The sequence below is a fragment of the Ruegeria sp. CDSC085 genome, assembly GCF_059610465.1.
The window spans coordinates 1-12,829 of sequence record NZ_JBXWNR010000036.1; the positions used below are offsets into that span (position 1 = coordinate 1).

The window sequence follows — 12,829 nt, forward strand, 5'->3', positions numbered from 1 at the left end:
ATCAATCCAGACAGATGAGCCAGATCCTCTCTTAGATTACGCCGCCATCTGTCCCAAAATCCCTGACGACGGACAGGCAATTATCATCCCCAAAGTGGTTGTGCGTCTAACCATCAATCAAACCTCCCAAAGAAATCAAAAGAAGAACAACAATAGCTACGAGTTCTTCGCGTTCATCCTATCAGTGCGAAGTTTTCGATCAATTGTTGTGAATCGCGTGGCGCCTTTGGGAGGCCGCAGGCCGAACTTTGCAAAGTCCGCTTTCTGCGCATCGCAGACGTTCGCAAGAATCCAAGCATAAAAAGGTCGCATGGAACCCAAGTTTCCTTAGGGAGGCCCTTTGCGGGATTGAGTAATGCAAAGGGTCAAAACCGCAACGACTAAGCCAAAAACTGATTGAATTCGTGGCTAATGCAGACAAACGCGCAGCGCAAACTTTGGGCGAACTACGCAAACTTTTGAGGTGTGCGAAGTGTTATGCGCAAACCTACACCTGTGTAGGTGTGCTCATAACGCTGCGCGCGCAACACTGATTACATTCAGAAAATTACGGAGTCTGCGCCCATAACCTTGCGCGAGATTTGCGCATAAGTTTGCATTTTTTGCCCATAAGTTTGCGCGGCGCGTAGAATGCGTTCAATCTATAGTAGTCCTTGCATAACTCAATCGACTTTCGACGCTCATCCATAATCAAGAGTGCACTCTGGTCGAAAAAATTCAACCCTAGTCAGTGGGAAACAGTTCTAAGGCAATTGTGAGAGACTTGTTGGCCAAGATAACGTCGAGCGCCTTGTCTGAGCCGATCTTATTTTCCTAGCTAGTACCGCATACTCATTATCGAGCATCCGAAAGTGACGGCGCCGAGATCGGTTGCCTGCCATTGAAGCTGAAGCTTCGGGTTGAGATCAATGCCAGCTGATCAGTCGAGACGCGGATTCACTTGCGGAGCTACGGCGCATCTCGCCCGAAGCGCTGGTTGAGGTAGGACAATCTGGATGGATGCAATAACTATTCCTACGCGGGCGATATTGCTGTCCACCTGCTCGTGCAGGACCCGGTGGCCACCTTCAAATTGCGGACATTAGCATTCGGGCCAAGTCGTCAGGCCTATCGATCATCACGTAGTGCCCGAATGGCACCGAAATCGCCGTCCACCCCGGCTGATGTTGATATCGCTCGAAAAAAAGTTTGGCCAAGCCCTGGAACCCAGCCGGTGGCATAGATGTAGGTCCGCTTTAACACCTTGGCTCCGCCGCTCACCAGTTGAATCGGTTGCTCAAATGTCTTGAGTGGTTGCGCGACAGTTCGGCGGTCCACCCACGCACAGTCTGCTCCGTTCACCGAAAAAGCCTCCGCTGGGCCCGGCGCGACTTTACCATCGACGGCACTATCACGAAGCCCCGCCGCGATATCCGCAGGCAAAACGTCCAAGGCAGCCTGCCCATCGCCCGGCACGAGCGCATCGAGGAACACAAGTGAGCGAATTTGGTCGGGCGCTCTATCCGCGACTCCGGTGACAACCATGCCGCCATAGCTATGACCACACAAAACAATGTCGGAGAGTTCTTCGCACGTGATCACCCCCAGGACATCCTCGATATGCATGGCCAGATCGGTTTCGTCACTCACGAGGTGAGCACGTTCACCCACCCCTGTCAGTGTCGGGGTGAAAACGTCGTGGCCCTCCCTGCGCAGAAGGGCGGCTACGCGCGCCCAGCACCATCCTCCTTGCCACGCTCCATGGACCAAAACAAATGTCGCCATACCCGCTCAACTCCGTCGATACTGTAATGACATTAGATTCAACAGGGCCGCCTCGTCCACATCATCGTTTGGACGTTCAGCGTCGATCCCCTGCATATCTACACGGCTCTCGAACCCTTCAATCAAATGGCCATACTAAAATCATAAATTACGATTTGATTATACATTATGTATGAGTATCCTCCCACATAGAAACAGCATGTAGAGCGAAGCCGCAGGAGGTATTGGTGGGTCACGTTAAGTCGTTAGTCGCGATTTCGCTAACTGCATTGGTAACAATATTCCCCAACCCAAGCGTCGCAAACGAAATCTCAGAGCAGATTGCTTCTCTACTCGGTGCCAAGTTGGACGTGAGTAGCACGCTACCTGACAGCAAGAGCTTGGATGCTGAAATCCTAGTGCCGCGTTTTTACGAAGAGAGGGACTTCACTCCTGCGTGGGCACGCGATGTATTGTCGGACGAACTCTTTGATGAGTTGGATAGTGCAATAGAACAGGGCTTCAGACCAGAAGACTTTGACTTAGCGGAGCTTCAAGCCGCTTTTAAGGCCGCCCAAAGTGGGGATGTTTCTAATCAAGCATTGTTCGATATTCTGGCAACTGACGCTGCCGTGAAATTGGTTCATCATTTGGTGTTCGGGAAAGTTGACCCAAATGCACTAGACGACGATTGGAACTTCTCAAAGCCGGTCATTCAACAAGACCCAGCCGTTGTCCTGAATCAGTTTCTTCAAGGTGAAGGTTTTAGCGCGTTAATCGAACGCATCGATATCGACAATGCGCAGTATATGATGCTTGTCGAAGCACTGAGTAAGTATAAGGCCGTTGCTTTACAGGGCGGTTGGACCAATGTTCCGGATGAAACCGTTCTTAAACCAGAAATGGTAGATCCTGCCGTCGCTAAGCTGCGCGAAAGGCTGGCGGCAGAAGGCTACGTTGAAACAAGCAGTTCTTCTGAAGATGGCGAAAACGGCACAAACCCAGCTTGGGTTTACGACGATAGCTTGGTGAAATTAGTCAAATCTTTTCAGAGTCGGCATGGATTGGAAGCCGATGGGGTCATTGGCGGTAAGACGTTCGCATCACTAAACAAACCGGTGGCAGATCGCATAAACAAGCTGCGTCTCAGCTTGGAACGCGGCCGATGGCTTATGCGGGAAGTCGACGACGAATTCGTGCTGGTGAACATTGCAGGAGCCCGCACATATTTGGTCACATCGGATGGCACGCTTTGGACCACTAGATCAATCACAGGGTCAGCCTACCGAAAGACCCCGGTGTTTCGAGATGAAATTGAGTACATGGAATTCAATCCCACCTGGACCGTTCCCGCCTCGATTTTTCGTAAAGACAAGCTTTCGCGCATCCGCAAGGATCCAGCCTATCTGACACGCAACAACTATGTCGTTCGGAACAAGGATGGCCAGACAATCCCCGCAAACGCTGTAAACTGGGGGGCGAAGAACCCCGGCGTGACCTTGGTTCAGCAGCCGGGCCCAGACAATGCGCTGGGTTTGGTTAAGTTCATGTTTCCAAACAAATACGCTGTATACTTGCACGACACAAACGACAAAACCCTTTTTGACCGAAACGAGAGAAATCTCAGTTCCGGCTGCGTTCGCCTTGAGTATCCGTTCGAGTTCGCGAGCCTTCTGATGGAGGGAGAGCCAGATTGGAGCCGACAGAAGATGCAGTCCATTCTGGATAGCGGGAAGACAACGCGCGTTGATCTACCTGAGCCAATGCCAGTTCTTTTGACATACTGGACAGCGTGGGTTGAAGACGGGGTCGTTCATTTCCGCGAGGACCCATACGAGCGGGATGCTCGTATCCTGGCAGCTTTGGACCGATGAGCACAAAATGCGCGGCGCGCGAGAACCGAATTATGTGCCCAACTTGTCCAGTAGTTTGGCAAACGCCTAATTGCAGATAGACAAAACCGCGTAGGCGACGACAGGGGGATGCATGAGGACTTGGCTGTTTAGAACAATTGGGATTGTCGTACTACTTGTGTTTGCAACAATCGCATTTGTTTGGTTGCTACTTGCTGCACCGCTATTCTCGGGGATGCGACGTGACCTGGTCGAAAAAGTCCTTTCAGAGCAAATCGGACAACCGATTGTGGTCAATGACGATGTAAGTGTCGCCCTTGGTCGCATTACCAACATTTACGTCGGTGGTGTGGTTATCCCGAGCCAAACAATGCCGGAAACATCTCTTGCAGAATTGAACCTTCTGGAACTGGAATTGGATGTTGCTGCTTTGGCCAATCGGCGTCTGCACTTTGATAACCTCATCGTTGACGGTCTCCAGGCGAATTTCCTTACAGCTGCTGACGGCACTACAAGTTGGCGAAAAGGCCGACCGACGCCAAAACCTGAACCCGAAAACGCCACGGAAGAGGATAATCAAGAGGCCATAGCTGAAACAGGCGGATCCAATGAGGGCGACCCAGAAGGTAGCGGGATCCTCTCATTTCTGAGCGACAAGAATGTAGCTTTCACATCCATTGGGTTGAACATTGATGATCAAACCTCTGGCTTTTCGTTCGTGTTTGACCTCCAGTCTCTCGCTCTGGAACAGGTAGACCAAGGGCAAAGAACAAAGGTCTCGGGGACAGGCTCCGTCAACGGCCAAAGTTTCGAAATCGAGGGTGACTATCCTCATGGCGCATCATTTACGACGCGTGCCAATTTTGGCGAAATGACGGTAAGCTATGACGGTGAACCATTTTCGGAAAGCGAGGGTGGCGGCTATCGTGCCGTCTTGCAGATGGACACTGGTGAGTTCGGTGACTTTCTTGAAGTCATTGGGCTGGAGCGAGTTCTGGAAGGGAATGGCCAGTTGCAAGCAGAGCTTGTTTCTCAGGATGCTCTGAAAATCGAGACCTTTACGACCACCGTAAACCTTGAGGACGGACAGCAACTTACAGCAGAAGGATCGATAGAAGACCTCTACACAGCCCAGGGCGTTGATCTGCTATTCGACGCGCGGCTTTATCCTGAGGGGCAGCCGCCGAACGCAGCAAAGAGTTTCCAGGAGCTGAAGTTCACAGCCTTTGAAATGCACATGATAGGATCACTTGCGTCTTTCGAGTTCGAGAAACTTCTGTTCCAAACTAACGCATTTGATCAAGGCCTGGACGTGATCGGGCCAGCCTCTATCGAACGCATTCGCCGCATGCCCGATGGTCGGCTTGCGATGCTGGGCATCGCCTTACAGGCTGGACCCATTGAGGACCCAATTCTAAAGGCCGACGGCGAAATTCTCGACCTGCTTCAGCTTCAGGACGTGACCTTCGAAGGCACACTCAACGGGCCGGCCAAATTGATTTTGCCAAATATGGATGAAGATTTTGTTGATCAGCTCGGTGGCATAAATGCCGACTTCAGCTTGTCCAATGAAGGAGGGCCTGTTTCGCTCAACAGGTTTAACGCAACCACCTATGGCACAGATCTTTGGGCGCTTGACCTCGCGCTATCGGTCAGCGAAGTGAAAGGGCTGTCAGGCCTTGATTTTGACGTGGAGCTGGATGTCAGCGACGGAGCTAGTTTTCTGACTGCGCTCAAATTGCAACCTGTCGAGATTGGTGCACTTGCCGTCGATGCAGTGACGTCGAAGCAGGGCGAGGACTTCACTGCCTCAATCGAGTTTGAAGCCGGTTCGTCACACCTTCTGGCCGCTTTGGATGCAAAATTTCCCGATGGCGCTTCTGTAATTCGCGGAAACGTTGCGAGTAAAAGGCTCGATTTAAACGATCTAAAAAACCTGACCGCCACGCTGGACCAGCTTAAAAGCTTGGTAGGCGACGCTTCAAAAGATCCTGAAACCGACATACAGCCCTTGGTTCTACCGAAGGAAACCAACGTACAGCCCCTTGTTTTACCAAAGGAGAAAGGAAAGCCAGCCGATCTTCTGGATGTGCAGCGCGTACTGAGAGAGGCAGACGTCGAGGTACAGATCGACTTTAAGGAGATTGTTGGCCAACAAGGCGTAACTTCTGTTTCCAGCCAATTGTCTGCAAAAGAAGGGGCCGTAGATTTTGGGCCGCTCCAATTGGCATATGGCGGTGGAAACTTCAGCCTACGGGCAGTGATGGATCTGATTGACTCACCTGATTGGCTCTCCTTGTCGGGGTCAACCTCAGGATGGGAATTCGGAGAGATTCTCGATGAACTGGGTATCGGGATAGATGCATATGGGCGATTGAGTGGTGAGTTCAACGTTTCAGGCAGTACCGCGTCTGGCAATGCGTTTGTGAATTCCATGCGCGGCACTGCTTCTTTGTCGATGTCGCAAGGCTATGTCAGCACCAGCCTTCTGGAGTTGGCAGGGCTTGGTGTTTTCCCTTGGCTGTTTTCAGAGGAACTCCGTCAAGGTTACACGGACATAACATGCGTTGTGGCACCAATTAACATCGAAGCCGGCCGGGTAAGCTCAGACTCCATCGTGGTTGAAACGGGTTCTGTTCAATTGGTGGCCAAGGGCCAAGTGGATTGGGTCAAAGATACTATTGCGATCAGGGCAGAACCTCGTCGAGTTGGCAATCCGTTATCCCGTAGCGCGTGGCCGTTTGACGTGACTGGCCAACTTTCGTCACCGAAGTTCAAGTTGGATGTGGGTGGATCCAGAAACAAGGCTCCGGAAGGTGCTGATGCGATGCCAGCAGATAGGCAACCGTGCGTGCCAGACATGAATCAGCTTCAATAGTCGGTCACGACCTAGTTCTTGAGTGGTTCAGGCTGTTCTGCCTGACATGTCAAAACGGCCTCGATGGCTTTTGAGGACCCACTTAGATCAAGTTCCACTTCGGCCCCACTTTCACCAATTATCGTGACGCTTTGGCGCTTGCCGAATTCCGTCACAAACGCAGGGTTGTCGAAAAAGGCGTAACCCCCGGGGACGCCATTCTTGAAAACACCTATGGCTTCGCCTTCAAACTTTGCGTCACCAAAATCGAAGTTCACGATGCCGGTCGACCCGTCCTCAATCTGAACCCAGGCCGGATTGTAGGCGGCAAAGAAACCGCCAGCCTGATTGGGTGCGACGCCAATTTCAACTGTCATGTCGTCTTCGAAGGGCTTCCACGCGAGGCAGCCGTTTCCTTTCTCGAGGTCGATCAAAATTGTCCAGTCGCCAGACTCACCCCACCGCTCCATACCAGCGGCAAGAGCGCCACTCGCGAGAAGCGTTACCATTGCAGTAAATGCCCAATTGATCATCTGGAACCTCAAAACGTTCTGAAAACTATTTCATTAATCCTACCCATTGCTCTGGATCAATCAAACTAATCCGACAACCTGCAATGGAAGGGTTTAGTGGACCCAGAGTGGACGTGGTATTCTTTTACTCCTCTATATGAGCAAGCTTTCCATCCCATTCTTCGGTGGGAATCTTAGGACTTGGCGGGTCAGCCATGTAGGACGGTGTCATAATTTGCGTACCGTTCTCGTTGAACACTTCCACGATGTTTTGGTGTAGATCAGACAGAATCTTAGGCAAACTCGATCCTCGAGATGTGTATGCGTTAATTTCGTAATTGATGGCATAGTCAGCCAACTGTGTCCAAAGTACAAAAGGCTCCGGGTTTTTCTTCAAACCCTGTGTGCGATGAGCCGCCTCTATCAACATTGCCGTGATTTTTTTTGGCGGCTCCTCGTACCCGATCCCGACCGTTGTGTGAACGAGAAGGCCTCGACCATCGACTTTGCGCGAATAATTCACGACTTCTGAGTTCAACAACTGAGCGTTTGGAATACTGATCATTTCGTTTTTGATGGATTTGATAAGTGTTTCCATAAGCTTGATTTCGGTTACGTCCCCTATCTTGTCGCCAACCATTATTCGATCACCAACATTCGTGCTGCGCCGATAGATGACAAACAGACCTGCCATCATGTTCGATACAACTGTGTTAGATCCCAACGAGACCATGATACCGGCAAGAATTGTCAGGCCTTGAAACGCCCGGGAACCTGAGCCCGGAATGTATGGGTAGGCGAACACCAGTGCGATCACGATGATCAAAGCCCTGAACAGCATGTTCGTTGGCGCGATCCAGTGCGCCTCGAAATCTTTGATTTCGAATGCACCGTTCTCCAGGTTGTCAAAGAACAGATCGAGGCCGCGGATCGCAAATCGACATAAGGCTGCAATAATCACCAGCATGATCAGGTTTGGGATGTACCCAACGACAGCCAGCACAACATTTATCAATGGCTCACTAACGTACTTTAGAAGAACTTGAGCGATGGCCTGGGTTTCCGCGAAAGACAGCAAAACCAAGGACAGGTAGTAATAGAGAAAAAACAGAAACAGCACCCACATCAAAGCATGAATTGAATAAACGATGATAGACGCGATTGCCCTGCTTCGTAGGATTGACTTTGTAGCTTCCTCGACGCTTTCCGCTCTCTTTTCCAAGTTGTTTCTGACATAGCCCAGAAACTTCTTCCGTTTGGCAAAGAAGAAGTATGACACCAGTGCAAACAACGCCGTCCAAGCAACAGCGGCCAAGGCGCTGTCAACGCGGCCTTCGCTGGATCGCGCTTCCCGGTACTTTAAAATGGCATTTTCGATGGCCTCTGCTTGCAGCCCGGCCAGAACTTCAATGTCCATCTGTTCGTGGTCGGCATCAGCCTGAGTGGTAATAGTGACCATATGGCCGTCGACGCGTACGAGTTGTCCAAATTCAGCCCGGGAGATTTGGATGCCGACCGTTTTGCTCTCTGATCTATCCGCAACTTGAGCAATTCTTTCTTCAATCTTTGCGGCCCTGTCCGTTGCGGGCAATGCGCTGGATCCGCGGACGACAAAAAGCTCATCCCCGTCGACAATGACCGGTGCTATGAATTCGGGATCTTCTCGCTCTTGCTGCGGCAGCAGTATTTCTTCTGACTGGGCCGAGGCTACACTGCAAAGAAGCAGAAAGGACATCATCCATATTACTAATGCTCTCATGTCTTTGCTCCTTCCACTGGAATCAGGTGAACATCGCGCTGCGGGAACGGTATTGATATTCCCTCTTGGTCAAACCGCTCCTTGGCTTGTCCTGTGAGGTCCCAATAGACAGTCCAATAGTCGTCAGACTTGGACCACGGTCGACAAAAGATATTGACTGAATTGTCGCCAAGTTCACCAACAAATATTTCTGGATCAGGCGACTTCAGGCATAGTTCATGTCTTGCGACCAATTCCTTCAGAACATCGATTGCGTGAGCAGCGTTGTCTGAATACGCGATCCCAAAAACCAGATCGACGCGACGCTCATCAGATGCGCTGACATTTGTGATTACGTCACCCCAGATCTTACTATTCGGCACAATGATGATCTGGTTGTCGAAGGTTCGGATTTTTGTCGAAACGACCGACATCTCGTCAACAAAACCAGATGACCCGCCAACCTGAATATAGTCTCCGGTATCGAATGGCTTCAAAACCATGATCATCAGACCGCTGGCGAGATTGCCTAGCGTTTCCTGAAGCGCAAAGCCAAGAATGAAAGACAAACCACCAAATATTGCAAACAAAGGAGTGACGTTCACACCGAACAAGGCAAGTACAACCAGAATGCCGAGAATAAAGACCGCCCAAAACACTGCGGTCGCAATGAATTTCTTAAGCATCCGCGATATTGTTGGTATCTTTTCAAGACCGCGCTCAGTTAAACGACGCACCATTTTGGCTACAAACATCATAACCCAAACAGCAGCCAAAACACCCAACCCAGCCAATAGAAGACCAGCACCTCCCTCCCAGGAAACCAACCATTGGAGAGCGTTGTGAAATAAAGTCTGTAAATCCGTTGTTTTAAGCACGCCAGTTTTGAGCGCTAATAGATAATCGGTATGCGGTTTCAGGTCTTCTTCGGCGGCACCCTTTAGGGCCCATTCGTTCAAGACCAGTGTGTAATTATCCAAAATTACAGTGCCAGTGTCGTTTATCAAAGAAAGCTGTGATCTCAGGTCATCTTCTTGCGCTTCGTTTCCGGCCTGAAGGCTAAGATTGATACGGGCAATTTCTTCAAGTTGGTTGCGAACATGATCTTGCCAGGCAACAGCAATTTCTGAAAGCTCATCAGTCGTCAGCGGAACAAGCAGTATCTCCAGGTCACCGGCAGAAATTGATTTGTCGGCAACCTGAGTTAAGAGATCTTCTTGCTGTACCTCGGCAGGTTCCTGTTCACTCGCCGCGTTCTGTGCGTACGCTGGAACAGCGTTTGACGTCGAAACCGCCGCAGCAAAGAGCAAAATAACCAAACCGTAGATGTATCGCGTCATGACACTAAAGCTCCCACATAAAGACTGAAGAGATCATAAGGAGACCGAAAAGGTCTGCCATCAAAAATAGTTGGGGGCGACCCACTCACTTGCCGCCCCCGCCCGTTCCGGCCAAAATGAAGCCCGAACGGAAACTGCTGCCCGGCATTCATCAAAGATTGACCCTCAGTCTCAGTCCCAAGACCAGCGGGTCGTTCGAGTTTGATCCGGGATTTTTCAGGTATTGCACGTCTGCCGTCAGTGCCAGATTGTCGGCCAAGTCCAAACGGTAGAAAGCTTCAAGTGTCGTTTGATTGGGCAATCCCGGTGTCGTCAGGTCGGCAACAGTGGCCGCTATGCCAAGGAGATCATCATAGGTGCCAGGTCGCCACATCAAGCCTGCGTTGACTGCACGCCTGGCCAACGCACCGCCGCCATTGGACCATCCCAGCCGTCCGAAGATCATCAGTTGGTTGTCGAATGTATGGTTGGCAGAAAGTGTGGCTCCATATGTTTCCGGTACGCCAACTTGTTGGCGCGCATCCGTGTGAAACATCCCCAGATGAACGTTTGTCAGAAATCGTTTTGATTTTTCGGGCGTCCAGCCGATCTCGGCGTATTTGTAGAATTCGCTACCCCCGGAAAACCACTCGATGTCTGTGAGAGACCCATTGGCATCGCTGACCACCCCTAACGCATAAATTTGATCCGTCAGGTAGCCGCCGACCGTGACACCAAAACCGGGATCGGGGATTGGCAGCACCGGGCTAAACAGGATTGAATAGTTCGAAAAGGTCGTCCTTGGGTTCACGTAACCCAGAATGTCAGAGTAGTCGCCCGGATCGATCCGACCCGCCACCACTCCTCCTCGTCCGTTTGCGAAGGCTTGTTGCCAGTAAGCTACCGACAAGGTCGTGTTCGTGTCCCCAAACGTGACCGCAGTTGCCCCTTGATATCCAATTTGCGCAGGCAGTGCTGAGGGTGCAATGGACTGGCCCAACCGGTGTCGGTTCTCCAGAATAAAAACAAGGCTACCCGGGTTTTCACCACCCCGGTTTGCCAATTCCCACGTCCCAACCATCCTGAGCTGACCGGATGCAGATTCGTCCTGCCCGGTCAGGCTGTGAGAACTGCGTTGGTATAGCGCTTGGTAATCAAAGCTGAGCGCCAATCCTGTGTTTTCCCGAAATCGACCCAAAGCGATTTCGGTTGGATCAATGGCACGGTCCAAACCGGGCCAACGCGAATCTTCCAGCCGGCGCAACCTGTCTTGCTCCTGCTGCGCGCTGGCTGATCCCGGACCACCCAACGATACCTGGGCTGCGGCCTCCAGTTTCGCCTGAGCAGAATTTTCCTGGGCATCAGCAGCACCGCCAAATAGTGCAAAGGCGCTCAATAATGCAGTGGCAAGGGTCGGTCGTGGTGGAAGATACGATCTCTGGTGCGACAAGCCTCCAATCACTTTACGTCATCCACAGCTTTGATTTCGGGAACACGTTCCAGCGCCACAGCCATGTCGGCGCTGCTCATCAATTCGATCATCTGGTAGTCATCCAACAAGCCGTCGCCGAGGCGGCTGACATAGAAGGCCTGGATAAAGCTTGGATCGTCTGGCAGTGAAACGGTGATGTAGTTCTTCCCGTTTCCAAGTCCCCAGTAATAGCTCAAAAGCTCTCCGCCGAGCGCTTCGATCCCGCCTTTCACCGAGGCTGCGCGATCCCCCGGATTGGCGATCTGCATTTCCCAAGCAGTGCTATTGGACGTGCCAATGAACAAAAACGTACGCATGCTTTCGGCGTCTTCAGCAGCGGCAATTGAACCACAGATCGCCATAAAGATGCCAAGGCTGAGATGTTTCACAGTCTTTCCTTTCAGGGAAGGTTTCTTGGCTGAAGTGTGGGGTTATCAAAGATAGACCACCCCACTTTCCTTTATTCCAGCGTATTCTTGTAGAATTTGCCGTCCTTCATGATGACACGGATGGTGTCGAAACCTTCTTCACGCGGTTCCGCGTCAAACCATTTCGGTTGGGCCCCCAAGACAGAAAGATCTTCCAGCGGGTTGCCATCGACGATCAGGATATCGGCGTAGGCTCCTTCTTGGATCACCCCCAACTGCTCCGGATAAGGATTACGTTGGCCAGTCAGCTGCGCCAGTTCGCCCGCGGTCGACGTAGCGGAGACCAGCATGGCATGATTGCCGAACCAATCAGCAAACTGGTACTTTTCGAAATCGCGATGGGCACGGCCCTGATCGAGCGTTGACAGTACTGTATCAACGTTGTGCACGACCTTGGGTTTGTATTTCTTGACAAGCGCGATGAGATCCTTGCTTTGGTCATGTGCAACCGCAAGCTTGATGCCTGCTGGCGTACCCGGTGCAAAGTTCGGGTGCTCAAACAGGATCGGTGAGAACCCGGCGGTGTTGAGGGACCAGAATATCCCTTCATCAGCCATTCGTTTCACGGTTTCTTCTGTGACCATCTGGCCGTGTTCAATGACCTTGACGCCCGCATCCAGTGCCATTTGGACAGTTTCGTCCGTGTAGGCATGCGTGAAAGCATAAGTGTCAAAAAAAGCCGCAACGTCGACCGCTGCCTTTATTTCTTCCACGCTGTATCCAACGGACCAAAGCGGGTCCAATTCCGAGGAAACTCCGCCGCCGACGGTTAGCTTGATTTGCGTGGCCCCATAGCTGAGGTTCCGGCGCGCGGCCGTTCTGATTTCGTCTACGTGTCCGTCGTCAGGGATTTTGGGACAGATGGCGGCGTAATCTAAGAGAGGATCTGGCTCATCTGTCTGGATTGA

The 12,829-nt window shown here is 51.5% G+C and carries 10 protein-coding genes; 3 read left to right on the forward strand and 7 right to left on the reverse strand.

Annotated features, from left to right (window positions below; genetic code table 11):
• Positions 1-301 (forward strand): hypothetical protein (locus AC2FJB_RS22370; protein ID WP_496721101.1); only part of this gene is annotated, 301 nt, incomplete at its 5' end.
• Between the two features lie 806 nt (positions 302-1,107).
• Here the strand turns inward: AC2FJB_RS22370 and AC2FJB_RS22375 are convergent.
• Positions 1,108-1,764, reverse strand: coding sequence for an alpha/beta fold hydrolase (locus AC2FJB_RS22375; RefSeq protein ID WP_496721103.1), 657 nt, complete (start codon positions 1,762-1,764; stop codon positions 1,108-1,110).
• Positions 1,765-1,991: 227 nt separating this feature from the next.
• Here AC2FJB_RS22375 and AC2FJB_RS22380 point away from each other — a divergent pair, with 227 nt between their 5' ends.
• Together AC2FJB_RS22380 and AC2FJB_RS22385 are read left to right on the forward strand one after the other, a co-directional pair.
• Positions 1,992-3,617: a L,D-transpeptidase family protein gene (locus AC2FJB_RS22380; protein WP_496721105.1), complete on the forward strand. Its 1,626-nt coding sequence runs from the start codon at positions 1,992-1,994 to the stop codon at positions 3,615-3,617.
• 112 nt (positions 3,618-3,729) lie between these two features.
• Positions 3,730-6,474, forward strand: coding sequence for an AsmA family protein (locus AC2FJB_RS22385; protein WP_496721107.1), 2,745 nt, complete (start codon positions 3,730-3,732; stop codon positions 6,472-6,474).
• 11 nt (positions 6,475-6,485) lie between these two features.
• Here AC2FJB_RS22385 and AC2FJB_RS22390 read toward each other — a convergent pair whose 3' ends face one another.
• The 6 genes from AC2FJB_RS22390 to AC2FJB_RS22415 all read right to left on the reverse strand — a co-directional run.
• The gene (locus AC2FJB_RS22390) at positions 6,486-6,986 is read right to left on the reverse strand and encodes a hypothetical protein (RefSeq protein ID WP_282022555.1); all 501 of its coding nucleotides are present in this window, start codon (positions 6,984-6,986) and stop codon (positions 6,486-6,488) included.
• A gap of 124 nt (positions 6,987-7,110) precedes the next feature.
• The gene (locus AC2FJB_RS22395) at positions 7,111-8,724 is read right to left on the reverse strand and encodes a mechanosensitive ion channel family protein (protein WP_496721109.1); all 1,614 of its coding nucleotides are present in this window, start codon (positions 8,722-8,724) and stop codon (positions 7,111-7,113) included.
• Entirely contained in the window at positions 8,721-10,043 is a 1,323-nt protein-coding gene (locus tag AC2FJB_RS22400; RefSeq protein ID WP_282022550.1) for a mechanosensitive ion channel family protein, read from the reverse strand. Before AC2FJB_RS22400 ends, AC2FJB_RS22395 begins: the two co-directional genes overlap by 4 nt.
• Before the next feature lie 151 nt (positions 10,044-10,194).
• On the reverse strand, positions 10,195-11,472 hold the full coding sequence (locus AC2FJB_RS22405; protein WP_496819120.1) for a carbohydrate porin: 1,278 nt from the start codon (positions 11,470-11,472) through the stop codon (positions 10,195-10,197).
• An 8-nt stretch (positions 11,473-11,480) separates the two neighbouring features.
• On the reverse strand, positions 11,481-11,882 hold the full coding sequence (locus tag AC2FJB_RS22410; protein ID WP_496721113.1) for a hypothetical protein: 402 nt from the start codon (positions 11,880-11,882) through the stop codon (positions 11,481-11,483).
• Between the two features lie 71 nt (positions 11,883-11,953).
• Positions 11,954-12,829: amidohydrolase family protein (locus AC2FJB_RS22415; RefSeq protein ID WP_496721115.1), on the reverse strand; the 876-nt coding region annotated here is incomplete at its 5' end.